The organism is Ancylobacter novellus DSM 506 (assembly GCF_000092925.1).
GTDB lineage: Bacteria > Pseudomonadota > Alphaproteobacteria > Rhizobiales > Xanthobacteraceae > Ancylobacter > Ancylobacter novellus.
In genome coordinates, this window is the sequence record NC_014217.1 from 3,569,826 (window position 1) to 3,596,311 (window position 26,486).

Annotated in this window: 22 protein-coding genes; 5 read left to right on the forward strand and 17 right to left on the reverse strand. The window is 69.3% G+C overall.

Going from position 1 to position 26,486, the window contains the following annotated elements:
• Window positions 1-26 precede the first annotated feature (26 nt).
• From SNOV_RS16845 to SNOV_RS16870, 6 genes are all read right to left on the reverse strand, one after another.
• Window positions 27-776, reverse strand: coding sequence for a glutamine amidotransferase (locus tag SNOV_RS16845; protein ID WP_013168167.1), 750 nt, complete (start codon window positions 774-776; stop codon window positions 27-29).
• Between the two features lie 125 nt (window positions 777-901).
• Window positions 902-1,360: a tellurite resistance TerB family protein gene (locus tag SNOV_RS16850; RefSeq protein ID WP_013168168.1), complete on the reverse strand. Its 459-nt coding sequence runs from the start codon at window positions 1,358-1,360 to the stop codon at window positions 902-904.
• Window positions 1,361-1,678: 318 nt separating this feature from the next.
• Window positions 1,679-2,410 (reverse strand): GntR family transcriptional regulator, encoded by a 732-nt coding sequence (locus SNOV_RS16855; protein WP_013168169.1) that lies wholly within the window; start codon window positions 2,408-2,410, stop codon window positions 1,679-1,681.
• Between the two features lie 326 nt (window positions 2,411-2,736).
• Window positions 2,737-4,251: a tripartite tricarboxylate transporter permease gene (locus SNOV_RS16860; protein ID WP_041783551.1), complete on the reverse strand. Its 1,515-nt coding sequence runs from the start codon at window positions 4,249-4,251 to the stop codon at window positions 2,737-2,739.
• A gap of 46 nt (window positions 4,252-4,297) precedes the next feature.
• The gene (locus tag SNOV_RS16865) at window positions 4,298-4,798 is read right to left on the reverse strand and encodes a tripartite tricarboxylate transporter TctB family protein (protein ID WP_013168171.1); all 501 of its coding nucleotides are present in this window, start codon (window positions 4,796-4,798) and stop codon (window positions 4,298-4,300) included.
• Between the two features lie 251 nt (window positions 4,799-5,049).
• Window positions 5,050-6,060, reverse strand: coding sequence for a Bug family tripartite tricarboxylate transporter substrate binding protein (locus tag SNOV_RS16870; RefSeq protein WP_013168172.1), 1,011 nt, complete (start codon window positions 6,058-6,060; stop codon window positions 5,050-5,052).
• Window positions 6,061-6,794: 734 nt separating this feature from the next.
• On the opposite strand from SNOV_RS16870, the gene zwf reads away from it, so the two are divergent.
• The 3 genes from zwf to edd all read left to right on the forward strand — a co-directional run bounded on the left by zwf (window position 6,795) and on the right by edd (window position 11,073).
• Entirely contained in the window at window positions 6,795-8,270 is a 1,476-nt protein-coding gene (gene zwf, locus SNOV_RS16875) for a glucose-6-phosphate dehydrogenase (RefSeq protein WP_013168173.1), read from the forward strand.
• Window positions 8,271-8,463: 193 nt separating this feature from the next.
• Window positions 8,464-9,147, forward strand: coding sequence for a 6-phosphogluconolactonase (pgl, locus tag SNOV_RS16880; protein WP_013168174.1), 684 nt, complete (start codon window positions 8,464-8,466; stop codon window positions 9,145-9,147).
• A gap of 87 nt (window positions 9,148-9,234) precedes the next feature.
• Window positions 9,235-11,073 carry a phosphogluconate dehydratase gene (gene edd / locus SNOV_RS16885; RefSeq protein ID WP_013168175.1) on the forward strand — a complete coding sequence of 613 codons (1,839 nt, stop codon included), beginning with the start codon at window positions 9,235-9,237 and terminating at the stop codon, window positions 11,071-11,073.
• Window positions 11,074-11,263: 190 nt separating this feature from the next.
• Here edd and SNOV_RS16890 read toward each other — a convergent pair whose 3' ends face one another.
• Window positions 11,264-12,394, reverse strand: a complete 1,131-nt coding sequence (locus SNOV_RS16890; protein WP_013168176.1) for a DUF2125 domain-containing protein — start codon at window positions 12,392-12,394, stop codon at window positions 11,264-11,266.
• 192 nt (window positions 12,395-12,586) lie between these two features.
• Here SNOV_RS16890 and SNOV_RS16895 point away from each other — a divergent pair, with 192 nt between their 5' ends.
• Window positions 12,587-13,129 (forward strand): gamma-glutamylcyclotransferase, encoded by a 543-nt coding sequence (locus tag SNOV_RS16895; RefSeq protein ID WP_013168177.1) that lies wholly within the window; start codon window positions 12,587-12,589, stop codon window positions 13,127-13,129.
• Between the two features lie 208 nt (window positions 13,130-13,337).
• Here SNOV_RS16895 and SNOV_RS16900 read toward each other — a convergent pair whose 3' ends face one another.
• From SNOV_RS16900 to ftsE, 4 genes are all read right to left on the reverse strand, one after another.
• Window positions 13,338-13,664, reverse strand: a complete 327-nt coding sequence (locus SNOV_RS16900) for a hypothetical protein (RefSeq protein ID WP_013168178.1) — start codon at window positions 13,662-13,664, stop codon at window positions 13,338-13,340.
• Window positions 13,665-13,771: 107 nt separating this feature from the next.
• On the reverse strand, window positions 13,772-14,458 hold the full coding sequence (locus SNOV_RS16905; protein WP_013168179.1) for a YdcF family protein: 687 nt from the start codon (window positions 14,456-14,458) through the stop codon (window positions 13,772-13,774).
• Between the two features lie 9 nt (window positions 14,459-14,467).
• Window positions 14,468-15,505, reverse strand: a complete 1,038-nt coding sequence (locus SNOV_RS16910; protein ID WP_013168180.1) for a cell division protein FtsX — start codon at window positions 15,503-15,505, stop codon at window positions 14,468-14,470.
• Between the two features lie 22 nt (window positions 15,506-15,527).
• Entirely contained in the window at window positions 15,528-16,187 is a 660-nt protein-coding gene (gene ftsE, locus SNOV_RS16915) for a cell division ATP-binding protein FtsE (RefSeq protein WP_013168181.1), read from the reverse strand.
• Window positions 16,188-16,403: 216 nt separating this feature from the next.
• Between ftsE and hpt the strand changes: the two genes are divergently transcribed.
• The gene (gene hpt / locus SNOV_RS16920; RefSeq protein WP_013168182.1) at window positions 16,404-17,009 is read left to right on the forward strand and encodes a hypoxanthine phosphoribosyltransferase; all 606 of its coding nucleotides are present in this window, start codon (window positions 16,404-16,406) and stop codon (window positions 17,007-17,009) included.
• Between the two features lie 129 nt (window positions 17,010-17,138).
• Here the strand turns inward: hpt and SNOV_RS16925 are convergent, their stop codons facing one another.
• The 6 genes from SNOV_RS16925 to SNOV_RS16950 form a co-directional block, all read right to left on the reverse strand.
• Complete coding sequence (locus SNOV_RS16925; RefSeq protein WP_013168183.1) at window positions 17,139-19,973, reverse strand: TIGR02302 family protein; 2,835 nt, start codon at window positions 19,971-19,973, stop codon at window positions 17,139-17,141.
• Between the two features lie 165 nt (window positions 19,974-20,138).
• Complete coding sequence (gene lysA, locus SNOV_RS16930) at window positions 20,139-21,407, reverse strand: diaminopimelate decarboxylase (protein ID WP_013168184.1); 1,269 nt, start codon at window positions 21,405-21,407, stop codon at window positions 20,139-20,141.
• 27 nt (window positions 21,408-21,434) lie between these two features.
• Window positions 21,435-21,647 (reverse strand): LPS translocon maturation chaperone LptM, encoded by a 213-nt coding sequence (gene lptM / locus SNOV_RS16935; protein WP_013168185.1) that lies wholly within the window; start codon window positions 21,645-21,647, stop codon window positions 21,435-21,437.
• Between the two features lie 89 nt (window positions 21,648-21,736).
• Window positions 21,737-22,555, reverse strand: coding sequence for an exodeoxyribonuclease III (locus SNOV_RS16940; protein WP_013168186.1), 819 nt, complete (start codon window positions 22,553-22,555; stop codon window positions 21,737-21,739).
• A gap of 332 nt (window positions 22,556-22,887) precedes the next feature.
• Window positions 22,888-23,646: a LolA family protein gene (locus tag SNOV_RS16945; protein ID WP_013168187.1), complete on the reverse strand. Its 759-nt coding sequence runs from the start codon at window positions 23,644-23,646 to the stop codon at window positions 22,888-22,890.
• A 146-nt stretch (window positions 23,647-23,792) separates the two neighbouring features.
• Window positions 23,793-26,459 (reverse strand): DNA translocase FtsK, encoded by a 2,667-nt coding sequence (locus tag SNOV_RS16950; protein ID WP_013168188.1) that lies wholly within the window; start codon window positions 26,457-26,459, stop codon window positions 23,793-23,795.
• Between the last annotated feature and the right edge of the window lie 27 nt (window positions 26,460-26,486).

Below are 26,486 nucleotides of genomic sequence, written 5' to 3' on the forward strand. Positions count from 1 at the left end.
TTCTTTTCGCGGCGATCACAATTCTTCTATCGCGCCGGCGCGGTGCCGCCGGCCAGCCAATGGTCGAGGAAGGCGTCCAGCCACAGGCGGATGCGCCCGTCATGCTGCAGCCGGTCGAGGAAATGCGCGCCGCGCGGCCGCGCGCCGGGCAGGTCGAGCCGCGCGCTGCCGCGCACCGTCCAGCGGCACATCATGTGATGCGTCACCTCCGGGTGAAACTGCAGCCCATAGGCCGCCGGACCATAGCGGAAGGCCTGGTTGGGAAAGGTCTGTCCCTCGGCGAGCAGCTCGGCACCCTCCGCCAGCTCGAAGCCCTCGCGGTGCCAGTGATAGACATGATCGGGCCACGCCGCCGCGTCCTCGCCCTCCAGCGCGCCGGCGAGCAGCGCCGCGCCGGCGCCCGTCGCCTGGATCGGGTAGTAGCCGATCTCCACCAGCCCTTGCGGATGCGGCGCCACCTGCGCGCCGAGGTGGCGGGCCAGCATCTGGGCGCCGAGGCAGATGCCGAGATAGGGCTTGCCCTCGCCGAGCGGCACGCGGATCCAGTCGATCTCGGCGCGCACATAGTCGTGGCAGTCATTGGCGCTCTGCGGCCCGCCGAAGATCACCGCCCCGGCGTGCCCGGCGAGCGTCGCCGGCAGGATCTCGCCGAGGCAGGGGCGCCGGACGTCGAGCCGGTAGCCGCGCTCGACGAGCAGCCTCCCCACCCGTCCGGGCGAGGAACGCTCCTGGTGCAGCACGATCAGGACGGGCAGCGGATGGGAAGCGGAAGCCATTTTGCGTCAGGCACGGGCCGGAGGAATGGACGGGCGACTCAAGCGAGCCTGTTCCGGCAAGCAAGGATGACGCCACGGATCGGACCGGCGTTCAAGCCGCGGCGCGACGCGCCCCGCAATCTCGATCAGTCGTCGAAATCGTCGCGCACGCGCTTGCGGATCTGCACGCGGTCGCGCGAGGAGACGTTGAGCAGCTCGGCCGCGCGCCAGACCAGATTGTCCTCGAACTCGGTCAGGCCGCCATCGGCATAGGCGACCTCGAACATCATCTCGACCACGCGCTTGCGCCCTTCCTCGTCCATGGCGCGGTTGAGCACGCTGGTGAAGGCGTAGAGGTCGACGGCCTCGGCGTCGCGGGCGATCGCGGCTTCCAGCAGCTTCTCGGCGTCGCCCTCGTTGAGATTGAAGCGGTCGGCGAGCAGGCGGCGCAGCTTGGCCATCTCATCAGCGCCGATCACCCCGTCAATGGTGACGACATGCACCAGCAGCGCCGCCGCGGCGAGGCGGTAATCGTTCTCGGCAAAGGCAGAAGCTCGGCCGCCGCCGGCAATCTCGGCGATGAAATCGGTCAACGAGCGCAGCATGCCGGCGGGCTCCCCTGCGGCGTGGCGGACGGGCGAAAAATGAAAGGGGGCCCGGCGTCTAGGCCTTCGTCGTGCCTAACGTAATCGCCGGCGCGGCGCAACGCCCGCCATCTCGTGCACGACATATCCGCCGTGCGGCGGTGCAACGACGCCACACATGATCAGGCATTTGCGACAGCGGCGGTTCGGTCGATGCCTTCCCAAAAAAGGCCTGCCCCAGACAAAAAGCGCCCGACGGGGTCGAGGAACCCGCCGGGGGAGAGGTTGGAGAAAGATGTCGCGCCGCGCGGCGCGGACCACCGGGCCCGCGCCGCCGGCCTATTCCAGATAGTCGGCGAAGCGGGCCACATGCTCGGCGAGGCCGAGCGCATGGTTGCGCACCAGCACCTCGGCGGCGCCGGTGTCGCGCGCCTCCAGCGCCTGGATGATGGCGAGGTGGTCCTGGATCGAGCGGTCGGCCCGGTCCTCCTCGCCGATCGTCTTGCGGCGGATCATGCGCATATGGGTGAACAGGTTCTCGGCAAGGCCCTCGAGGATGCCGTTGCCGCCCATGGCGATGATGGTCTGGTGGAACTGGATGTTGATCTCGGAATATTCGTCGAGCTTGGCGTGGGGAGCTTCATCGCCCTCGTCGAAGGAGGCGAACATCTGCCGCAGCCGGCCGATCTCCTCGTCGCTCGCATTCATCGTGATCAGCCGGGCGGCGAGGCTTTCCAGCGCCGCCCAGACCTGGATCATCTCGATCACCTCGCGCTTGGTCTTGCGCACCACATAGATGCCGCGGCGCGGCACCGAGTGGACGAAGCCCTCGCGTTCGAGCTGCGCCATCGCCTCGCGCACCGGGGTGCGGCTGACGCCCAGGCTCTGGGCGAGCTGGCGCTCGTCGAGGCGCACCTCGTTGGGCTGGTCGTAGATGTTGAGCGAGACGATGACCTCCTTCAGCGCGGCATAGGCGCGGTTCTTGAAGGTCGAGGTGTCCTCGAGCGGCGCCACGGAGAGCTTGGCGGCGCCGCCGTTGACCCGGCGAATGGTGCTTTCCACGCTCATCATGACGCTTCCATCCCGAACCCGGCCACGGGCGCGTGCCCGCTCTGTCGGGAATGAAGCCTGAGATCGGCATTGAACATTGGCGTTGCCTCCCGTCCCCGAAACACCGGCACGCGCCCCGCTTGGCCGGCCACCTTCTCTGCGTGGCTCTGGCAGCGGGATAGTCGCGACCGGCGATTGCCCGATCTCCCTCTCCGGGGGCGAGGGATTCGGCGGAAGGGCGATTTGCCCCGCCCTTCGCCTGGGCGCCGTACCGGCGTTACGCTGGGCAACGCCGTTTCGGCCGAAACCCGCCGCGCCATGGCGCGGCGGGTATTGATCGGTCGACCTCAGGCCGGCTGGGCGGAATGGCCGCGCAGCTTGCTGAAGAGGATGGCGATGAGCGGCCACAGGCCGGCGACGACGCCGAGACCCATGATCGAGGACACCAGCCCGTTCGACCAGAAGACCGTCAGCGAGCCGCCCGAGTAGAGCAGGGCCTGGCGGAAGGCTTCCTCGGCGCTGTCGCCCAGGACGATCGCCAGAACCAGCGGCGCCAGCGGGTAGTTCGTCTTCTTCAGCAGATAGCCGAGGACGCCGAACACCATCATCATCAGCACGTCGAACACGTTGTTGTTCACCGTGTAGGCACCGATGGCGCAGATCACCAGGATCACCGGAGCGATGATCGAGAAGGGGATGCGCAGGATCGAGGCGAACAGCGGCACCGTGGTCAGCACGAGGATGAGGCCGACGATGTTGCCGAGATACATGGAGGCGATGAGGCCCCACACGAACTCGGCCTGCTCGACGAACAGCATCGGGCCGGGCTGGAGACCCCAGATCAGCAGGCCGCCGAGCAGAACCGCGGCGGTCGGCGAACCGGGGACGCCCAGCGCCAGCATCGGCAGCATGGCGGCCGTACCGGCGGCGTGCGCGGCGGTCTCGGGGGCGACGACGCCCTCGATCTCGCCATTGCCGAAGTTCTTGCCGTTCTTCGACATGCGCTTGGCGATGCCGTAGGACATGAACGAGGCGGGCGTCGCACCGGCGGGCGTGATGCCCATCCAGCAGCCGATGATGCAGGAGCGCAGCGAGGTCATCCAGAAGCGCGGCAGCGTCTTCCAGGTCTTCCACACCACGCGCGGGTCGATCTTCGCCGCCTTGCCGCGGAACTCCAGGCCTTCTTCCATCGTGAGCAGGATCTCGCCGATGCCGAAGAGACCGATGACCGCGATGAGGAAGTCGAAGCCGTTGAGCAGTTCGGTGATGCCGAAGGTCAGGCGAAGCTGGCCGGTCACCATGTCGAGGCCGACCGCGGCGAGCGCGAAGCCGATCATCATGGAAACGATGGTCTTGGCCGGCGGCTCCTTGCTCATGCCCACGAAGGAGGCGAAGGCGAGGAAGTAGACCGCGAACTTCTCGGCCGGACCGAACTGCAGCGCGAACTGCGCGACCAGCGGAGCGATCAGCGTGATCATGACGATCGCGAAGAAGGCGCCGACGAAGGACGACGTGAACGCCGCCGTGAGCGCCTCGCCCGCGCGGCCCGACCGCGCCATTGGATGGCCGTCGAAGGTCGTAGCCACCGACCACGGCTCACCGGGGATGTTGAACAGCACCGAGGTGATGGCGCCGCCGAACAGCGCACCCCAGTAGATACAGGTCAGCAGGATGATCGCCGAGGTCGGCGACATGGAGAAGGTGAGCGGCAGCAGGATGGCGACGCCGTTGGCGCCGCCGAGGCCCGGCAGCACGCCGATGATGACACCCAGCAGGATGCCGATCACCATCAGGAGGATGTTGAACGGATCGGAAGCGATTCCGAACCCGTGGTAGAGGTATGTGAAATTCTCAGCGATCATGTTCATGGGGCGCTTTCCCTTGGCGGGCCTTCTTGTTCGTGCCTGATCAAAGTCCGAGCATCGCCTCGATCGGCCCCTTGGGGAGCGGGATCAGGAACCAGCGCTCGAGCGTGATGTAGAAGAAGGCCGGCACGCCGAAGGCCACGGCCATAGCCAGCGGCCAGCCATATTTGCCCAGCCAAATCATGAAGACGAGGATGAGCAGCACGGACGGCAGGTAGATGCCCAGGAACGGTACCAGCGCGACATAGATGCAGGACGGGATCAGCACCTTCAGCACCTGGCCGAGTTGCCCCCATTCGGCGAACAGCGTGCGGTCCTCCTCGCGCATGCCCTGCACGAGATTGATCAGGCTGCAACCCAGGATGATGAGGCTGATATAGAAGGGGAAGAAGCCGGCCTGCGGGCCGTCCGGGCCCCAGCCGACGCCGACGAGATAGCTGCCGTAGAGGACGATGAGGCCGAACAGAAGGGTTAGAAGTGCGGTGCCGATCTCGACGGCGCGCTGCTTCGGTCCCGTGCCGCCCGCTCCATGAGCCTGTTCCATGACGATGTCTCCGAAAATCCGCGCAAAGGCAAACCCGCGCAAGAGACCTGCCGGCGGGTCCTCCCGCCGGCGGCACACTCGGCGCCAGCCCGCTCTAAAGGTTTCTTGTTGTGTCTCGCCCGGAGGCGGTGGGGCGGGGACGCTCATGCGCCCCGCGGCCACTCTTGCCGCGATCCGGCGAGGATCGCGCGGCCGGCGGTGCCATCACGACATCCGGCCGGCCGTGCTCGGGCTTACGCCGTCAGTCGGCGTCAGTTACCGGCGATGAAGCCGGCTTCCTGCATCAGGCCCTTATGGGTCTTCTCGGCCTGATCGACCCAGGCCTTGAACTCGTCACCGGCCATGAAGGTCTGGTTGAAGGCACCATCCTTCATCAGCTGCTTCCACTCGGGGGTCTCGCGGACCTTCTTGAAGACGTTGACGAAGTAGTCGACCTGCTCCTGGCTCACGCCCGGGGGCATGAAGATGCCGCGCAGCATCAGATACTCGACGTCGATGCCGGCCGACTTGCAGGTCGGGACCGACGACCAGGACAGGTCACCCTGGATCTTATCGGTGTAGGGCAGGGTCTTGGAGTCGAACACGCAGAGCGGGCGCACCTTGTCGCCGCGCCACTGGGACACCGCCTCGATGGGGTTGTTCACCGAGGAGTTGATGTGGCCGCCGACGAGCTGCACCGCGACTTCGCCGCCGCCCTTGTACGGGATGTAGGTCATCTTCTTGCCGACCGCCTTCTCGAAGGCGACGGTGATGATCTGGTCTTCCTGCTTCGAGCCGGTGCCGCCCATCTTGAAGGTGTTGTCCGGCGCCGCCTTGATGGCCGCGACGTAGTCCTGCGCGGTCTTGTAGGGCTCGGAGGCGTTCACCCACAGCACGAACTCGTCGAGCGCCAGCATGGCGACGGGGGTGAGGTCCTTCCAGTTGAAGGGAATGCCGGTCGCAAGCGGGGTGGTGAACAGGTTGGAGAGCGTGATGACAATCTTGTGCGGATTGCCCTTGTTGCTCTTCACGTCGAGGAAGCCCTCGCCGCCGGCGCCGCCCGACTTGTTGATGACGACGAGCTGGGTCGGCATGAGCTCATGCTTGGCGATGATGCCCTGAAGGGTACGGGCCATCTGGTCGGCACCGCCGCCGGTACCGGCCGGCACGATGAACTCGACCGGCTTGGTCGGCTGCCAGGCCGCGGCGGCCGGCAGCATGGACATTGCCGTCATGCCGAGCGCCGTCATCGCGCCAAGGCCGAGAGCATGGAAGTGTTTCATTTGGCGTTTCCTTCCCAAAGGGGTGTGGCGAACGACCGACTCTTTTGGTCGGCTTTCTGATTGGGCTGTGCCTCTCGTCGCGACCGGCACAGCCTGATAGCCGGCGACCTTGTTATGTCTCTCGCCGGATATTCTGTGGAATAACTTGTACCAAGACGGCATCAAAGCCAAGCGCAATTTCGAAACTACGTTGCTGCAACGCAACGTAAGCTGGTATTACGTATTTACATTATAATGTATTTGGCATACCAAACTTGGAATAATTTATATCTAATAATGTGTGGGCGCATATCTTATTAAGTAAACCGTTGATCAGGAAGCCTTTTTAATCAAGCATCCCGGCCTCGGCGCCGCTCGGCGACCCGCCGACGTGCAACCTGCGCCAGTCGAGGCCGCTGTGCAAGTGCAGCGACGGGAATACTTTGCACAACCGACCCCGCCCGATTTCGTCCCCATATCGTCCGCATTTACGCCATAATGCTGCGGTGCAACATGTAAAGAGGCAGCCATGTCGGAGGTAGCCGGCACCCATCATCGCCCCGTCGCACAGTGCCGCGACAGTTCCGGCGGCCGTGCCCGGCGCTGTCGCGGTGCGGAATCGTTTTTGCTAGGACTTGGACGCGAGGCCTGCGTTCGCGTCCGCAATCCGGCCGCGATGCGGACGGATATGATGGCGCGGATGCCGCCATGAGGCGAGCTACGAGGCGAACCACGAGACGAGGAGACACTGCTCCATGACCAGCCGCGTGATTCCGGTAGCTCCCTTCACGCTGACCGTCTTCGGCGCGACCGGCGACCTCTCCCGCCGCAAGCTTATCCCCGCCCTGTTCCATCGCGACCTCGACGGCCAGATCCCGGACGAGGCGACGATCATCGGCGTGTCGCGCCGTCCGCTGAGCGACGACGAGTTCCGCGCCTTCGCCCGGCAAGCGCTGAACGACCACATCCCCGCCGCCGAGTTGCAGGGGCCGGAGGTCGACCGCTTCCTCGGCCGCCTCTCCTATGTCGCCGCCGATGCCGGCGCCGAGCCCGGCTGGTCGGAGCTTGCAAGCCGCGTCGCGGCGCAGGCCGACCACGTCCCGGTCTATTACCTCGCCACCGCGCCGGCGCTTTTCGGGCCGATCTGCGAGAAGCTCGGCAAATACGGCCTCGCCGAGAACGGCCGCGTCGTCATCGAGAAGCCGATCGGCAAGGACCTGAAATCCGCCATCGCGCTCAACCAGCAGGTCGGGCGTATCTTCCCCGAGGACCGCGTCTACCGCATCGACCATTACCTGGGTAAGGAGACGGTGCAGAACCTGATGGCGTTGCGCTTCGCCAACGCCCTGTTCGAGCCTTTGTGGAACAACGCCCATATTGACCATGTGCAGATCACCGTCGCCGAGGCGCTCGGTGTCGAGGAGCGCGCCGGCTATTACGACACCGCCGGCGCCATGCGCGACATGGTGCAGAACCACATGCTCCAGCTCCTCTGCCTCGTCGCCATGGAGCCGCCTTCCTCGCTCGACGCCGACGCGGTGCGCGACGAGAAGCTTAAAGTGCTGCGCGCGCTCAAGCCCATCGACGACCACAACATGGCGACCGTCACCGTGCGCGGGCAGTACCGCGCCGGCGCCTCGGCGGGCGGCGCGGTGCCCGGCTATCTGGAGGAGCTCGGCTCCTCGCGCAGCCAGACCGAGACCTTCGTCGCGGTGAAGGCGGAGGTGGAGAACTGGCGCTGGGCCGGCGTGCCGTTCTACCTGCGCACCGGCAAGCGGCTCGCCTCGCGCGTCTCGGAGATCGTGGTCAATTTCCGCCCCGTGCCGCATTCGGTGTTCGACGACACGGCCGGCCCGATCGATCCCAACCGCCTCGTCATCCGCCTGCAGCCGGACGAGGGCGTGAAGCTGTGGCTGATGATCAAGGACCCCGGCCCGGGCGGCATCCGCCTCACACATGTGCCGCTCGACATGAGCTTCGCCAAGGCGTTCAAGGTGCGCAATCCCGACGCCTATGAGCGGCTGATCCTCGACGTGGTGCGCGGCAACCAGACCCTGTTCATGCGCCGCGACGAGGTCGAGGCGGCCTGGCGCTGGGTCGATCCGATCCTGGAGGCCTGGCGCAGCGCCAAGGAGCCGCCGCGCCCCTACACCGCCGGCACCTGGGGCCCGTCCGCCGCCATCGCCCTCATCGAGCGCGACGGCCGGACGTGGCTGGAGGACGGCGCGTGAATAATGCACCCTCATCCTGAGGTGCGAGCGCAGCGAGCCTCGAAGGATGCTCGCTTAAGGGCACCCGAACGAGCATCCTTCGAGGCCCGGCCGTCGGCCGGGCACCTCAGGATGAGGCCGCAAGGCTGGTAGCCGAACAAAAGCCGGCCATCGAGCCGGCAGATCAGGGAGACGACGCGTGAGCGGGCCGAGCATGCACGAATTCACGGAGCGGGCAGCGTTGGCGAAAGCCCTGTCGGATTATATCGGAGCGGCACTGGCCGCGCGGGTCGCCCGCGACGGCATGGCGAGCCTCGCCGTGTCGGGCGGGCGCACGCCGACCGATTTCTTCGAGGAGCTGTCCACCCGCGACCTGCCCTGGAGCAAGATCGCCATCACGCTGGTCGACGAGCGCTGGGTGCGCGAGACCTCGGACCGCTCCAATGCCGCGCTGGTGCGCCATCATCTGCTCAGGAACCGCGCCGCCGGCGCGAAGTTCGTTCCCCTCGCCAATGACGCACCGACGCCCGAAGCGGGCCTGTTCGCCGTCAACGAGGCGCTGGAGGACCTGTCCTGGCCGCTGGCCGCGGCCGTGCTCGGCATGGGCGACGACGGCCACACCGCCTCCTTCTTCCCCGGCGGCGACCATCTCGACGAGGCGATCGACCCCGCGGGCAGCCTCGGCCTGATCCCGATGCACGCGCCCGCCGCCGGCGAACCGCGCATCACCCTCACCCTCCCCGTGCTGCTGGCGGCCGACGCGCTGGCGCTGCATATCGAGGGCGAGGGCAAGCGCGCGGTTCTCGTGAAGGCGCAGGGCGAGGGCCCGGCGACCGACATGCCGATCCGCGCCGTGCTGCGGGCACCTCGCCCGCTCGACATCTTCTGGGCTCCTTAAAGCCCCACCTTTTCCAGCGGCGCCGCCGGGGCGCCGTCCACCACGACCGGCCGGGTCGCTCCGGCCGTTGACCTGAGGGAGAGCCGCATGGCCGACGCCATTCCATCCAGCGTGAACGCACGTCTCGGTGAGGTCACGGAGCGCATCGCCAGGCGGTCCTACGACACCCGCCAGCGCTATCTGGAACGGATCGCCGCGGCCGCCGAGCGCGGCCCGAGCCGCGCCAAGCTCGGCTGCGCCAACCAGGCGCACGGCTTCGCCGCCTGCGGCGTCGACGACAAGACCATGCTGCGCGAGGGCGCGGGCGCCAACCTCGCCATCGTCACCGCCTATAACGACATGCTCTCGGCCCACCAGCCTTATGAGAGCTACCCGGAGCTGATCCGCACCGCCGCCCGCCGCATGGGCGGCGTGGCGCAGGTCGCCGGCGGCGTGCCGGCCATGTGCGATGGCGTCACCCAGGGCGAAGCGGGGATGGAGCTGTCGCTGTTCTCGCGCGACGTCATCGCGCTGGCGACCGCGGTGGCGCTGTCGCACCAGACCTTCGACGCCGCCGTCTTCCTCGGCATCTGCGACAAGATCGTCCCCGGCCTCGTCATCGGCGCGCTCTCCTTCGGCCATCTGCCGGCGGTGTTCATCCCCGCCGGACCGATGACCTCGGGCCTCTCCAATGACGACAAGGCGAAGATCCGCCAGCTCTTCGCCGAGGGGAAGGTCGGGCGCGATGCGCTGCTCGAGGCCGAGTCGCAGGCCTATCACGGGCCGGGCACCTGCACCTTCTACGGCACCGCCAACACCAACCAGATGATGATGGAGATCATGGGCCTGCATCTGCCCGGCGCCTCCTTCGTCAACCCCAACACGCCGCTGCGCGAGGCGCTGACCACCGCCGCCGCCGAGCGGGCCATGGCGATCACCGCGCTCGGCAACGACTATGTGCCGGTGGGGCGGATGCTGGACGAGAAGGTGTTCGTGAACGGCGTGGTCGGCCTGCACGCCACCGGCGGCTCGACCAACCACACGCTGCACGTCGTCGCCATGGCGGCGACGGCCGGCATCAAGCTCTCCTGGGACGATTTCTCCGAGCTCGCCGACATCACCCCGCTGCTCTGCCGCGTCTATCCGAACGGCAAGGCCGACGTGAACCATTTCCACGCCGCCGGCGGCATGGGCTTCGTCATCCGCGAGTTGCTCGGCGCCGGCCTTCTGCACCGCGACGTCGAGACGGTGTGGGGCGGGGGGTTGGACGCCTATACGCGCGAGCCGATGCTGGCCGAGGACGGCTCACTCGCCTGGCGCGACGGCACCGCCACCAGCGGCGACGAGAATGTGGTGCGCGGCGCCGCAGCGCCGTTCCAGCCGACCGGCGGGCTCAAGCTGCTCTCCGGCGATCTCGGCCGCGCCGTCATCAAGACTTCCGCCATCGCGCCCGAGCGCCACGTCATCGAGGCGCCCGCGCGGGTCTTCCATTCGCAGGAGGAGCTTCAGGCCGCCTTCAAGGCCGGCGACCTCAAGGGCGATTTCGTCGCCGTGGTGCGCTTCCAGGGGCCGAAGGCCAACGGCATGCCGGAACTGCACAAGCTGATGCCGCCGCTCGGCGTGCTGCAGGACCGCGGCAACAAGGTCGCGCTCGTGACGGACGGCCGGCTCTCCGGCGCTTCCGGCAAGGTGCCGGCGGCGATCCATGTCACGCCCGAGGCGGCCGATGGCGGCGCCATCGCGCTGATCCGCAACGGCGACCTGATCCGGGTGGATGCGGTCGCCGGCACGCTCACCGTGCTGGTCGATCCGGAAGTGTGGGCCGAGCGTGCCCCCGCTCCGGCCAATCTCGCCCCGTCGCATGTCGGGGTCGGACGCGAGCTCTTCGCCTCCTTCCGCGCGGCGGTGGGCACGGCGGATACCGGCGCGACCATCTTCGCGGTATGAGTCGCCCCCGCCGAGGCGTCATCGCGCCGGCTCATTGCCTGACCTCGATTACACCATCGACGTCATCCCCGGGCTTGGCCCGGGGATCCGCGACTTCCTTGGCCGGAAACAGGCGTGGATGCTCGGGCTTGGCCCGGGCATGACGGCGTAAAGGCTGCGACCGGCGTACTGAAGGGCTTTCTGTCAGCCCTCAGAACAGCGGCCCGATCTTGCCGAGCGGCAGGATGCCGAGCGCCACCCGGCCGTCGCGGAAGACGAAGGGGAAGGTGCTCGCCTTCGCCCCGTCCACATTGGCCGGCAGGCCGGCCATCATCATGGCGGGGGCGAGGTTGGCCATGAAGTCGGGCATCAGCCCGGCCGAGGCCAGCGCCGTGAACAATTGCTGCGCCTTCACCAGCGAGAGATCGAGCTTGCCGTCCGGCCGGCGCAGCGCGTCGAGGCCGAGATCGCCGGAGGCGCTGAGCGCGCCGCCGCCGCCGTTCACCTCGGCCTGCAGCAGCTTCACCCGCCCGCCGGCCATCTGCCACAGCGCGAGGCGCTGGGCCGGCGGCATGGAGCGGAAGGGCGGAACGCCGGTCACCGTCGCCTCGAATTCCGCATCGACCGTCGGCGCGGCCGGCGCGGCGGCGGGAGTGACGGCGGCGGTGACGGCGGGTTTGGTGCCGGGCGCATTGCTCATGGAGGCCCGCACGGGCGTGCCCGGCGCGATGCCGGTCGCGCCCTTGAAGCCGGCGGCGATGTCGAGCGTGCCCGCCGCCTCGCCGGGATGGTGGCGCACATGCAGCTCGGCATGGCGGGCGGAGAACAGGGTGGTGCCGCCCTCGGCCAGCGAATAGTCGTTGGCGGCGACGGAGAGGCGTTCGGCGCGGCCCTCGCGGCCGACGCCGCTCACCTGCAGCAGCGACCAGTTGCCGACGAGCTCGCGCCCGCTCGCCGCTTCGCTCAAGCGCGCCGGCCCCTGGAATTCCGCGATGATATGGCTGGGGTTCCAGACCTGCGCCACCGCATGGGCGCGCGCCATCCGCGCCGACCATTGGCCGGCCCCGGTGAAGCTCACCGTCGGCTCGGCGCAGATCAGCTCGAAGCGGAAGGGGAAGCCGCCGAGCTCGCGATTGGCGCAACTCCAGTTGCGCCCCTCGGTCGCCTCGCGGGCGATCCAGGCGTCGATCTCAGTCTGGGCGCGGCCGGCGGCGTAGAACCAGGCGACCGACCAGCCGGCGGCCGCCAGAACCAGGGCCACGGCCGGCAGCGCGATCAGCCAGCGCCGGCGCTTGGCGGGCGTCCCGGCGGTCGGCGCGGACGGGGTGTCGGACAGGCTCATGCGGCAGCTCCACGGGTCGAAGGCGGGCGCACCCTCGGATGGCGATACGGCAGGCTTAAGGCATCGCTTGTAGCGCCGCCACCGCGCGTTGCAACTGCAAGCGGATCCAGGGCTCCCAGCACTTGCGCCCGACGTCCGGCGCGGGCAAAGCCATGAAGCTCGTCATCCGCACCGCAGGACCGAAGGCCCGCCATGACCCCCGCATCGTCCACCCAGCCCGAGGACCTCTGGGTCTTCGGCTATGGCTCGCTGATGTGGAATCCCGGCTTCGAGCATGTCGAGCGCGTGCCCGGCAAGCTCATCGGCGCGCACCGCTCCTTCTGCGTGAAGTCGGTGCATTGGCGCGGCACGCCGGAAAGGCCGGGGCTGGTGCTCGGGCTCGACCGCGGCGGCGCCTGCGTCGGCATCGCCTTCCGCGTCGCCCATCTCCACGCCGAGGCGACGCTCGCCTATCTGCGCGAGCGCGAGCAGGTCACCAACATCTATCGCGAGGCGACCCGCCGCGTGTGGCTGAAGGACGGCAGCGAACGCGCCGTGCCGGCCGTGGTGTTCCTGGTCGATCGCGGCCATGCGCAATATGCCGGCGCGCTCACCGCCGAGGAGCGGCTGCACCTCATCCGCCAGGGCCACGGCATTGGCGGGCCGAATGCCGACTATGTGCAGGCCACCGCCCGCCACCTCGCCGAGCTCGGCATCCGCGACGAGGAGCTGCGCTGGCTGGTGGAGCGGCTGTAGGAGACGTGGCTCCGGGGGCTTGCCGCCACAGTGCGGCGTCATCCTGAGGTGCCGCCGCAGGCGGCCTCGAAGGATGGCCGCTCCAGCGCGACACCCAAACGGGCATCCTTCGAGGCTCGCTTCGCTCGCACCTCAGGATGACGGTGCGCTTTTGGTACTCAGGACGAGGTCGCTCCGGGAGCGAGCGTCCGTCTCGGAGAAACTCGTCTCACATCGGCGCCAGCGTGCCGCTCTCGGTCTCGGGCAGGATGCGCAGGTGGATCTCCTGCGCGCCGGTGGCGAGCGCGGCGGTGCGGGCCTTGGCGCCGGCCGGGCCGGTCCAGACCGGGATGCGGCGCGTGCCTTCCATGCGCACGGCGATCGCCACCGCGTCCGGATAGTCCGGCGCCTCGTCGGCGGCATAGACGGAATAGACCTGCCGCCGCCCGTCCGGGCCGCGCCACAGTCGGAAGCGCCGCGCCAGCAGGCCGGTGGCGCTGAGCGGGCCGTCATCCCGCAGCGAATCAGCAAAATGAGCGTCGCGTGTCATCATCATGAGAACAAATCTAGAACATCCACACAGGGCGTCAACTCGCCTCCTGTTGGGAATCCGCAAACATGCTGAATGTTCCGTTGATGGCGCGGCTCTCGCGCCGGCGCGCCTCAGCGCGTCGCCGGCCGGGCGTGCTCGCCGAGCTGCGTGCTGAGCTCCGGCCAGGAGCGCACGCCCAGCCAGGCGCCGATGAATTTCACATATTCGACGAAGAGCAGCCGGACATTGGCGAGCGAGGCTTCCCAGTTCTCGGGGCCACGCTTCGGCACCACCGGATAGGGCACCAGCTCGACATCCGGCAAGGCGCGGCGCAGCTCCACGAGGGCGCGCGGCATGTGCCAGGCCGAGGTCACCACCAGCAGCGAGCGGAAGCGGTGCTCGCGCGCCCATTGCGCCGTCTCAATGGCGTTACCGCGGGTGTTGAGCGCGGCGCGGCCGAGCTCGACGCAGCATTCCAGCGATTCCCGCGTCGCCGGCACGGTGCGGCCGATCTCCGCCAGCGTGGTGTCCGGATGCACGCCGGTGATCAGCAGGCGGGTGCCGCGGCCCTCGACCAGCAGGTTGGTGGCGTCGGTGATGCGCTCGGCGCCGCCGGTCAGCACGACGATGCCGTCCGCCCGCCGCGCGGTCTGCGCCTCCCGGCCCTTGATGCCGGCGACGAAGAGGCCGAAGCCGGCCAGCAGCGCCACGGTGGCCGCCAGCAGCAGCACGCCGCCGAGGCGCAGCCAGCGGCGACGCGGGGCCGGGCTCGCGGCCGGATCGGTGACCGGGGTTTCCGGGGTGGGAACGTCGCTCACCGCCACCGCCTAACTGATGCCGCGCAGCGTGCGATAGACGGTGGCGCGCGAGGTGAGCGTCGTCACCAGCGCCACCAGCACCGCCACGCCGAGTATGCCGCCATAGCCGCGCGCATCGATGCTGAGCGCCCCGACCAGCGTGTCGACCGAGCGGTCGAGTTCGACCCAGGAGGGCAGCGTCGCGCCGAGGAAGAACAGCGCCATGGCCGCGCCACCGCCGATCGCCGCCCCCTTCAGGCCGACGGTGAGGAAATGGCGTTGGAACTCGCCGACGATGAAGCTGTCGCGCGCGCCGACGAAATGCAGCACCTCCACCACCGCCCGCGCCGCATCCACCGCCGCGCGGGTGGCGACGGTCACGCACAGCACCGTCGCGGCCGCGACCAGCGCCAGCACGCTCAGGCCTATCGCCATGGCGGTGCGGGCGGTCGACGACAGCCGTTCCGCCCATTGGCGATGATCGTCGAGGCTGGCGGACGGCACCTGCTCGGCCAATGACGCGCGCAGGGTGGCGAGCGTCTGCGCGTCGGCCTCCGGCCCGAGGCTGACCACGACGAGGCGCGGCACCGGCAGATTGGCGATGTCGAGGCCGCTGCCAAGCCACGGCTCCAGCAGCGCCGCGGTCTCCCGCTCGTCGAGCGCGCGCGCATCGGTGACGCCCGGCGTGCCCTTGGCGACCGCGACCACCTTGGCCAGCGCCGCGGGGATGTCGAGCCCGTCGCCCGGCTTGATCTCGATGGTGGTCTCGCGGGCGATGTCGGAGGTCCATTCGGAGGCGACGTTGCTCACCGCCGAGACCGCGCCGATGGTGATGCCGGCGAGGAAGGTCATGATGGCGATCACCGCGATCAGCGCCCGCGCCGTCACCGTCGCGCCGGGCACGATGGGGCGCAGCACCGCCGATTTCGCCGCGGCCGAGCGGGGCGCCGGCTTGCCGGCCGTCTTGCCCGCACCGTTCGCCGCCGGCCGGCCTCCGCGCTCGGGCGCCGGGGACGCCGCCGTCCGCGCGGGCAGCCGGGGCAGTCGGCCGGCGGCCATCGCCAGCATCGCGCGTGCTTTCCTCTTCATCTCAATCATAGACGGTCAGACGCCCCTGATTGATGACGAGCCGGCGCGCGTCGAACTGGTCCATCAGCGCGATGTCGTGGGTGGCGATCAATATCGACGTGCCGCTCTTGTGAAGTTCCAGGAACAGCCGCAGCAGCCGCCGGGCGAGGCTCGGGTCGACGTTGCCGGTCGGCTCGTCGGCGAGCAGGATCTCCGGCCGGCTGATCAGCGCGCGGGCGATGGCGGCGCGCTGCTTCTCGCCGCCGGAGAGCACCGGGGGCAGCACGTGCATGCGCTCGCCGAGACCGACCCATTGCAAGAGCTCGCTCACCTCGGCGCGGTAGCTCGCCTCCTCGCGCCCCTGCACGCGCAGCGGCAGGGCGACGTTCTCGTAAGTCGAGAGATGGTCGAGCAGGCGGAAATCCTGGAACACGATGCCGATGCGCTGGCGCAGCGCCGCCGTCTCGTTCGGGTCGAGCTTGGCGGCGTCGCGGCCGAAGATGCTGATCAGCCCGCGCGTCGGGCGCAGCGACAGGAACAGCAGCCGCAGCAGCGTCGTCTTGCCGGCGCCGGACGGCCCGGTGAGGAACTGGAAGGAGCGCGCGGGAATGCCGAAGGTGACATCCCGCAGCACTTCCGGCCCCATGCCGTAGCGCAGGCCGACATTCTCGAAACGAACCAAGTCTCTATCCTTCAGGCTGGCCCGACGCGCCGCGCTGATTCTGATGGCGCAGCCTCCCTAACATAGCGTGTGCGCCAGCGGGCAAAAGACGGCCACAAGGATGCGGCGCGGAAGCGCAGCCAGGAGAAGACCGGCGAGGGCCCGGCTGGACGGCGACCTGCCGGAAGGTCCATCCTGCACCCCATGGAGGGCGCCCGGCGCCGCGTGAGGAACGACATGACGAAGACCCCCGCAAGCAGCACCACCGCCACGGACGAGGACGGGCAGCCCGACGCGCAGCCCTATCGCGACGCCAAGGTGGAGGTGCTGTTCGACGCCGAGACCATCGCCGCCCGCAACCGCGAGCTGGTGGAGGAAGTGGTCGCGGCGAGACCCGAGAAGCTGCTCGTGATCGCCGTGCTCAAGGGCAGCTTCGTCTTCGCCGCCGACCTGATCCGCGCCATGCACGCGGCCGGGCTGGCGCCGGAAGTGGAGTTCATCACTTTGTCGAGCTATCGCGACGCGCGCATCTCCTCCGGCCAGGTGACGGTGCTGCGCGACGTCGAGAGCGACGTGCGCGGGCGCGACGTGCTGCTGGTCGACGACATCCTCGAATCCGGCCGCACCCTCGCCTTCGCCAAGGACCTCCTCGTCGCGCGCGGCGCCCGGCGGGTGATGGTCTGCGTGCTCTTGGAGAAGACGCACAAGCGCGCGGTGCAGATCGAGGCGGATTTCGTCGGCTTCGAATGCCCGGACTATTTCGTCGTGGGCTACGGCATGGACGTGTCGCACGCCTTCCGGCAGCTGCCCTTCATCGGCTACATCCCCGACGCGGAGACGTGAGGGGGCGGGGGACATCCCGGCCGGAGGCGAAGCCGAAGAGCCGGGATCGCTCTCCAATTGGCATGCGATCCCGGATACGGCCTGTCGGCCGTTCCGGGATGACGTTGTCGGGACGGGGATCGCTGCCGCTCAGAAATCCCGCAGCAGGCGCTCGAGATAGTCGAGCTCGAGGCGCGGGCGCTCGGGCTCGCCGAAGCGGCGGCGCAGTTCCTCCAGCACGCGGCGCGCACGCTGCATGTCGATCTCGTCCGGCACCTTCACCGTGACGTCGTCGCCATAGTCGCGCGAGCGCATCGGCCGGCCGAGCGGGTCGTTGCGCTCGGCGGTCTCGCCGGAAGGCCCGCCGGGCTCCTGCCCCTGACCCTGACCGGGCTGCTGCTGCATCGCCTCGGCCATCTGCTGGGCGCCCTTGCGCAGCGCCTGCAAGGCTTCGCTCTGCGCATCGACGGCGCCGGTGCCGTCGCCCTGGCCGAGCGCCTGCTCGGCCTCGCGCATCGCCTGCTCGGCCTCGCCGAGGCCGCCCTCGCCGGGCATGCCCTGGCCCTGCTGGCCCTCGCCCTGCTGGCCTTGCTGGCCCTGGCCGTTCTGGCCCTGCTGCTCGCCCTGACCCTGCTGGCCCTGCTCACCCTGGCCCTGCTGGCGGCCGCGCATGGCCTGCTGCATCTTCTCGCGCAGCTGGCGGAGCTGCTCGCGCAGCTGCTCCTGGCTCTGCTTCAGGTCGCCGAAGCGCTGGTCCTGCTGGCCCTGTTGCCCCTGCTCGCCCTGCTGACCCTGCTCGCGGCCCTGCTTGAAGGTACGGTCGCGCAGCTGCTGCTGGCGGCGGATCATGTCGCCGAGCTGGTCCATCGCCTGCGACATCTGGTTCTGGCCCTGCCGGCGCTGCTGCTGGCGGCCGGCCTGCAGGCCGTTCAGCATGTTCTGCAATTCGCTGAGCATCTGCCGGGCCGCGTCGCGGGCGCCGTTGCGCGCCATGTCCTCGATGCGGTCGAGCATCTTCTGCAGGTCCTGCGGGCGCACCATGCGGGTGTTCGGGCCCATGGGCTGATCGCTGTCAGCCTGGGCATTGCGCTGCGCCTCCTCGGCCAGCGCCTGCATGAACTCCTGCATCGCCTCGCGCAGCTCCTGCGTCAGGCGCTTGATCTCGTCGTCGCTGGCGTTGTTCTCGAGCGCGTTCTGCAGCGCCTGCTGCGCGTCGCGCAGTTTCTTCTCGACGTCGGACAGGTCGCCATCCTCGATGCGGACGGCGATCTCCCAGAGATAGGCGACGACGCCGCGCAGATCCTCGTCGCTCTTGGCGTTGGCGAGGCGCCAATAGGCGCTGCGCAGGCCCATATAGTGCGAGGGATCGGGCGTGAACTTCTCCGGCGCGATGGCGAGCGCGTCGAGGCCCGCCTCGACCCGTTCGCGCTGATTGGCGTCGAAGGCCAGCACGCGGCGCTCGTCGATCAGCGCGCGGGCGAGCGGATTGGAGAAGGAGCGCTCCGGCAGCACAAAGGTGCGCGGGCGCGAGCGGCCGATATTGCCGGCCTCGTCGCGCGCCACCAGCGTCATGGTCACGCGCGTGCCGGCCCACGGGCTCTCGGCGAGGTCCTTGGTGGTCTGGCCGGTCGCCGTGCGGGCGCGTCCGCCGCTGAGCGGCAGCGGGAAGTCCGGCGCCTCGACCAGCGGACGCGGCGGCGCGGGCTTGGGCGCGTTCTTCAGCGCATGCAGCGGCGGGGGCGGCGGCACGGCGACGAACTGCGCCTTCGCGTTGACGACGCCGTAATCATCCTCGGCCTTGTAGCTGAGCGCCAGCGCGGTATTGCCGGAGCCCTGCGGCTCCTTGGTGAGCTCGATGGTCGGCGCCTGGTCGGGCTGGGCGCGGAAATGCCAGGAGACGAAGCGCCCGTCCGGCCCCTCGATGCGGGCCGAGCCGTCGGCGGCGATGACGAAGCGGCGCTCCTCGCCATTGGCGCCCTGCGGAGCCGGGCCTGCCGCGGTCTGCGGCTTGGTCCCGCCCGCGTTGTCGGCCGAGATGCCAGCCGTCTTGCCGGTCGCCAGCTTGCCGTCCTCGTCCTTCTTCTCCGGCTCGGGGGCGATGCCGCCCTGCGTGGTCAGCTGCGCATTGTCGAGGCCGATGATGCGCACCACCAGCGCGCTGCCGGCCGGCACGGTCAGCGCCGTCGCCTCGTAGGTGGAGGGCTGCGCGCTCTCCTGCGCCGCCGCCGAGCCGTTCTGCGCCGTCTCCTGCGAGCGCAGGCCCGGCAGCATCACCGGCGGACGGGCGGTGTAGCCGGGCGGCGTCACCCAGGCATCGACCCGATAGGGCTTGGGCGGCACCAGCGTCTGCCAGTCGAAGGCGGCAGCGATGCGCCGGACATGGTCGCCCGGCACCATGAAGAAGGTGGCGATGACGCCGAGCATCACCAGCGCGCGCAGCGCCTTGCGGTCGATCGCGGCGAGGCGCGGCGAGGGCAGGCCGGCGCGCAGCCGGCCGAGTTGGCCCGACATGCGCGAGATGTGGGCGCGCCACAGCGCGGCGGCGACCGGGTCATCCGGCCGGCTGGCGAGATGGTCGGCCAGCGCCGTCGCCGGCCGGTGCGGCATGCGGCTCTCGCGGTCGAGGCGCGAGAGCGCCTCCGACGAGGAGGGCGAGCGGATGCGCAGCGCCGGGATCAGCGCGAGAACGAACAGGGCGGCGAAGATGACGACGCCGATGACGCGGCCATAGGGCGGCAGCGCCAGCCAGAGGCCCAGCCAGGAGGCGATGAGGAACAGGCCGACCGCGGCGCCGGCGGCGGCCAGCGCCGGCCAGACGCGCTCCCACATCAGCGCCGCCCAGGCACGCTGGAGCGCGGCGCCCATCTGACGCCCCACGCGCTGCTCGACCCGGCGCACCTCGGTGCGCATCCTTTCGGTGCGTGCCGATCCGCCCGCTTCCGGGCGCGGCTCGCCGCCGTCCATGCCTTCCGGTGTTGCCGTCACGCGTTCGAGCCTCCGACGCACGAAGTCTGACACCAGCCCCAGCGTCAGCTTAACATGGGGAGACGGGCACGCCATCCCTGCCGCGGTATTAGGCGTGCCCAGTTCATCATCAGATTGTGATGCCCAGCCCCCGCCGAATTGTGGCGGCGGAGCTCGGAAGCGGCCTCAGGCCAGCCAGTCCGGCACGCGGTCGAGCGCGATCAGCGCGTCGGCATCGACCCGCGGGCGCACGAGCGCGAATTGTTCGCCCTTCACCAGCACTTCCGGCACCAGCGGGCGGGTATTGTAGGTCGAGGCCTGCACAGCGCCATAGGCGCCGGTGGTCATCACCGCGACGAGATCGCCGGCCTTGAGCGGGGGCAGCCGCCGCCCCAGCGCCAGGAAATCGCCGGATTCGCACACCGGCCCGACGACATCCGCGACGATCTGCCCTTCGCCCGATTTTGCCTCGCGCACGGGCAAAATTTCGTGATGTGCGTCATAGAGCGTCGGGCGGATGAGGTCGTTCATCGCCGCGTCGACGATGACGAAGCGCTTGCCCTCGCCTTCCTTCACATAGAGCACGCGGGTAACGAGGATACCGGCATTGGCCACCAGCATGCGGCCGATCTCGAAGACCAGCCCGAGGCCGAGATTATGCGTGTGCCGCTTCACCAGCTCCGCGTAGTGCAGCGGCAGCGGCGGCTCCGGATCGCCGGCGACGTAGGGCACGCCGAGGCCGCCGCCGAGGTCGAGATGGGTCAGCCGGTGCCCGTCCGCCATCAGGTCGCGGGCGAGCTCTACCAGCAGCGCGGTGGCGTTGTCGAACGGCGTAAGATCGGTGATCTGGCTGCCGATATGCATGTCGACGCCGGTGATGCGGATGCCGGGCAGGGCGGCAGCGTGGCGGTAGACCTCCCGCGCCCGCGAGATCGGGATGCCGAACTTGTTCTCCGACTTGCCGGTCGAGATCTTGTGGTGCGTCTTGGCGTCGACGTCCGGATTGACGCGCACCGAGATCGGCGCGGCGACGCCGTGGCTCACCGCCACCTCGGAGAGAGTGAGCAACTCCGGCTCGCTCTCGACGTTGAAGCACATCACCCCGGCGTCGAGCGCGGCGGCCATCTCCTCGCGGGTCTTGCCGACGCCGGAGAAGACGATCTTGTGCGGCGCGATGCCGGCGGCCAGAGCGCGCTTCAACTCGCCGCCGGAGACGATGTCGGCGCCGGCGCCCAGCTTGGCGAAGGTGGCGATCACCGCCTGGTTGGAATTGGCCTTGAGCGCGTAGCACAGCGTCGCGCGCGCATCCGCGAAGGCCTCGGTGAAGACCTTGTAGTGCCGCTCCAGCGTCGCGGTGGAATAGGCGTAGAACGGCGTGCCGACCGCGTGGGCGATATCCACGAGGCTGGCATCCTCCGCGTGGAGGAGACCGTCGCGATAGGCGAAATGGTGCATGGCGCGGGGCCTGAAAGTCCTAAGAGATCAGAGCAGACCGTCGAGGATGAAGGGCTGCTTCGGCTTCACCGGGCCGGTGTCCTTCGGCATCTTGCCGTCCGGGCCGGGGGTGCCGAGCGCAGTGCCGGGCGGCGGCTCCAGAGGGCCTTTCACGCCGCAGCCGCCAAGCGCCAGCGCGCCGCCGAGGATCAGCGAAGCGACAAGGATGCGGGAGAGACGGGGCTGGGATCGGCGGGACAAGGAGGCTTCCTCGACTCTGGGTCACTCGGTGTTAGCCGCAACCTATAACGCTGTTCCGAGAAAGGCGAGACGTCACATGCCGCACCGCGTCACACGTCGAAGGTGACGACCACCGGCACATGGTCGGAGGGCCGCTCCCAGGAGCGGGCGGCGCGCACCACGTTCATGGCGCGGGCGGTCGGCGCGAAGGCCGGCGTCGCCCAGACATGGTCGAGCCGGCGCCCGCGGTTCGAGGCCTCCCAGTCGGCGGCGCGGTAGCTCCACCAGGTGTAGAGCCTCTCGTCCGGCGGCACGAAGTTGCGCATCACGTCGACCCATCGGCCGGCGGCCTGCAGCTTTTCCAGCTTCTCCACCTCGATCGGCGTGTGGCTGACGACGTCGAGGAGCTGCTTGTGGCTCCACACGTCGGTCTCCAGCGGGGCGATGTTGAGGTCGCCGACCAGCACGGAGCGCGCCGTGGGGTCCTCCGGGTGAAGCTGCTCCCACATCGTCGCCTCGTCGAGGAAGGCGAGCTTGTGCCGGAATTTCTCGTTCAGCGCGGGATCGGGGATGTCGCCGCCGGCGGGAATGTAGAAATTGTGGATGGTCAGCGGCGCCTCGAGCCCCGCCTCGCGGCCGAGCGTGACGCAGATGTGCCGTGCGTCGCCGATGTCGCAGAAGCCCTGCCGGCTCACCTGATCGAAGGGCCGCTTCGAGAGGATGGCGACGCCGTGATAGCCCTTCTGGCCGTGGATCGCCGCGTGCGGATAGCCGAACTTGGCCGCGTCCTTCAGCGGGAAGCGGTCGTCCGGCGTCTTGGTCTCCTGCAGGCAGATGACGTCGGGCTGGTATTCGGCGGCGAGCTTCTCGACCAACCCGATGCGCAGGCGCACCGAATTGATGTTCCAGGTGGCGATGGTGAGCGGCAAAGCGGGAGACCTGTGCGGGTGTCGGCGGGAATTCGGCCGCGACCCTAGAGCATGTGCCGCCGAAGGTGAACGGGCTCCCTGTGCCCGCCGCCGCCCCAAAGTACGCCGTCATCCCCGGGCTTGACCCGGGGATCCACGACTTGGACGCGTGCTCCACCGCAAAAGACATGGATGGCCGGGTCAAGCCCGGCCATGACGATCCTCCAAGCATCCCGGTCGCGAATTACAGGTCAGGCTCTCAGGATAAGGGTTCAACAAGAGAGCGACCTCATCCTGAGGTGCGAGCCGCAGGCGAGCCTCGAAGGATGCTCAGGCTGGTGGAGGCTCCCGCCTCAATCCCGGTTGATCACGAACAGCATCGGGTCCGGGCGCTCGCCGGTGTCGAGGTTCGAGACCGCGACCGTGGTGTCGTAGCCCTGCGGGTCGGTCACCGTCCACTGCTTGAGCTGCATGGTCTTGGCGTCGAACATGATCATCAGCTTGTAGGTGCCGGTCATCGCCTGCCTCTCCTCGATCACCACGGTGGCGAAGAGGTCGTCCTGGTAGACGCCGGTGACGTTGGCGTTGCGGGCGAGGTCGAAATTCTCCGACAGCAGGAAGCGCAGCGGCGTCGCCGAGAGCGGGGAGATGTCCTGCGTCTTCAGCCGCTTGTCGCGCACCGCCACCGAGCGCCCGTCCGCCACCAGCTCGATCCGGCTCGGCGGATCGTACTCGAACAGCACGCGGCCGGGCTTGAGGATGAAGAACTGCCCCTGCCGGCGCGTGCCGTCCGGGTCGACCTGCACGAAATTGCCGGTCATGTTCTTGAAGCTGTTGAAATAGGTGTTGATGCGCTGGACCGTGTCGGCCGCGGCGCGCCGGTTCGCCACCGCCGCCACCTGGATGTTCGGGTCGGCGCCGGGCTGGCTCGGGGCGGCGGCCTTCGGCGGGGCAGCCTGCGCGGTGCGCGTGATCGCCGCCTGCGGCGGCCGCTTCGGCGGGGTCGGCACGTTGGCGAGCGGCACCACTTGACCCGCCACCTGCCCGAACGCCGCTCCGAGCGGCAGGACGAGAAGGGCGGAAGCGGCGCAGACGCGGATCAGATGGCGCATGGAGCACGTCTCGGTGGGCGCGGGGCGCGGAACATCCGGGCGCGGCGCGAATCTCGGTTTCATCGATGCGGGTAGCGCGCCGCTGTGGCGATCCTGTGGCCCCGCCGCAGCGTCACCCCCGGAGGCAGGCTGGGACCGGCCCCGGTTCAATAGCTTTCCGCCCCGTCCGCCTCGACCAGTATCTCGCGTTTTCCGGCATGGTTGGCGGGGCCGACCAGCCCCTCCTTCTCCATGCGCTCGACCAGCGAAGCCGCGCGGTTGTAGCCGATCTGCAGCCGGCGCTGGATGTAGGAGGTGGAGCACTTCTTGTCGCGCATCACCACCGCCACCGCCTGGCTGTAGAGGTCGCCGCCCTCCTCGCCGCCGAAGCTGCCCTTGTCGAACACGGCGCCGTCCTCGCCTTCCTCGTCGAGGTCGGTGACGACTTCCTCGAGATAGGCGGGCGCGCCCTGCGCCTTCAGGTGCTCGACGATGCGCTCGACCTCCTGATCCGAGACGAAGGGACCGTGGACGCGGGAGATGCGCCCGCCGCCGGCCATGTAGAGCATGTCGCCCTGGCCGAGCAGCTGCTCGGCGCCCATCTCGCCCAAAATCGTGCGTGAATCGATCTTCGACGTCACCTGGAAGGAGATGCGGGTCGGGAAGTTGGCCTTGATGGTGCCGGTGATGACGTCGACCGAGGGGCGCTGCGTCGCCATGATCAGGTGGATGCCGGCGGCGCGGGCCATCTGCGCGAGGCGCTGGATGGCGCCCTCGATCTCTTTGCCGGCCACCATCATCAGGTCGGCCATCTCGTCGACCACGATCACGATGTAGGGAATGGGCGAGAGGTCCATCTCCTCGCGCTCGTAGATCGCCTCGCCGGTCTCGCGGTCGAAGCCGGTCTGCACCGTGCGCACGATGGTCTCGCCCTTGGCCTGCGCCTCGGCGATGCGGGCGTTGAAGCCGTCGATGTTGCGCACGCCGACCTTGGACATCTTGCGGTAGCGCTGCTCCATCTCCCGCACCGCCCATTTCAGCGCCACCACCGCCTTCTTCGGATCGGTGACGACGGGGGTCAGCAGATGTGGGATGCCGTCATAGACGGAGAGTTCCAGCATCTTCGGGTCGATCATGATCAGGCGGCACTGCTCCGGCCGGTGGCGGTAGAGCAGCGAGAGGATCATGGTGTTGATCGCCACCGACTTGCCCGAGCCGGTGGTGCCGGCGACCAGCAGATGCGGCATGCGCGCGAGGTCGACGATCACCGGCTCGCCGCCGATGGTCTTGCCCAGCGCGATGGCGAGCTTGTGCGCGGCCTCGCCGAAATCCTTGGCGACGAGGATCTCGCGCAGCAGCACCTTGTCGCGCTTCGGATTGGGCAATTCGATGCCGATGGCGTTCTTGCCGGGGATCACCGCGACGCGGGCGGAGATGGCACTCATCGAGCGGGCGATGTCGTCGGCGAGGCCGATGACGCGGCTCGACTTGATGCCCGGCGCCGGCTCCAGCTCGTAGAGCGTCACCACCGGGCCGGGGCGGGCATTGACGATGGCGCCGCGCACGCCGAAATCGTCCAGCACGCCTTCGAGGTCGCGGGCGTTCTCGTCCAGCTGGTCGCGCGGCAGCGCCGGCCCGCCGCGCGGCGGCGGCGGGGTGAGCAAATCGAGGCCCGGCGGCGTGTAGCGGCGGCGCTGCTCCTCCGCCGCACTACGCCCGCCCTTGATCGAGCGCAGCGGCGGGCGCTTGCCCGGCCGCGCGGGCGGCGGGGCGGGCTCGTCCTCCTCCACGTCGAAGGGCAGGTCGTCGTCGACGCTGGCGAAGCCGGCCTCGGCGTCCTCGTCGTCCATCACCTCGCGGCCGCCGAAATTCGGCTCGTGCCGGCCGCGTCGCAGCGCCGGCAGGTCGTCTTCTTCCTCATCGAGGCCGAGGGCGGCGCGCAGCCGCGCCACCAGCCCGCGCGGGCGCTCGCGATAGGCGCGGCGCGGCGCATCGCTGGTCAGCCGCGCCTTCAGCGACAGCGCCGCATGCGCCAGCATGCCGATGACGAAGGCGAAGCGGCTGGATTCCTCGTCGTCCTCATAGGTCGGATCGGAGGCCGCCTCGTCGTCCTCGTCGTCGGCCGGGTTCTTAAGCCCGGCGCCGACGGCGATCGGCAGGGAGACGACGGCGCCGAACAGGCAGATGGCGCCGACGATGGCGTAGTCGATGGCGGCGAGCCAGGTCGAGCGGAAGGTGCCGGGCACCGCCAGCACGCCCTCGCCGAGCACGCCGCCGAGCCCGCTCGGCAGCGGCCAGCCGCCGAAGCGCGGCAGGCAGGCGGCGAAGCCCGCGGCGAAGACGACGCCGGCGACCAGCGCGAACAGGCGCGCACGCACCCGCTTCGGCCGGCGATGGGTGAGCATCAGCCAGCCCCAGACGCCGACCGGGAGCACCAGCGCCAGGGCGGCGATGCCGGCGAGCTGCATCAGCAGGTCGGCGAAGACGGCGCCGGGCAGGCCGAGCCAGTTGGACGGCGCCGCCGCGCTGGAGCGCGACAGGCTGGGGTCGTCCGCCGACCAGCTCACCAGCGCCACCAGCATGAACGCGCACAGGGCGAGCAGAGCGAAGCCGATCAGTTCCTGTGCGCGGCGGCTGAGCGCGCCCTTCACCTCTTCCGGCAGGAAGGCGCCGGGGGTGCCGCGCCGCCGGGCGGAGCCGCGGACGCCGGCGGCCGAGCCCTTGGCCCCGGATTTCGCGCCCGACTTGCCGAGCGCGGCGGAGCGGCCGGCACCGGCGCGGGTGGGCGCGGCCTCAAGCCGAGGCGCCCTCATCGTCTGCGTCTGCCGGCCCATCCCGTTTCCCTCGCCCCTCGATCCCCG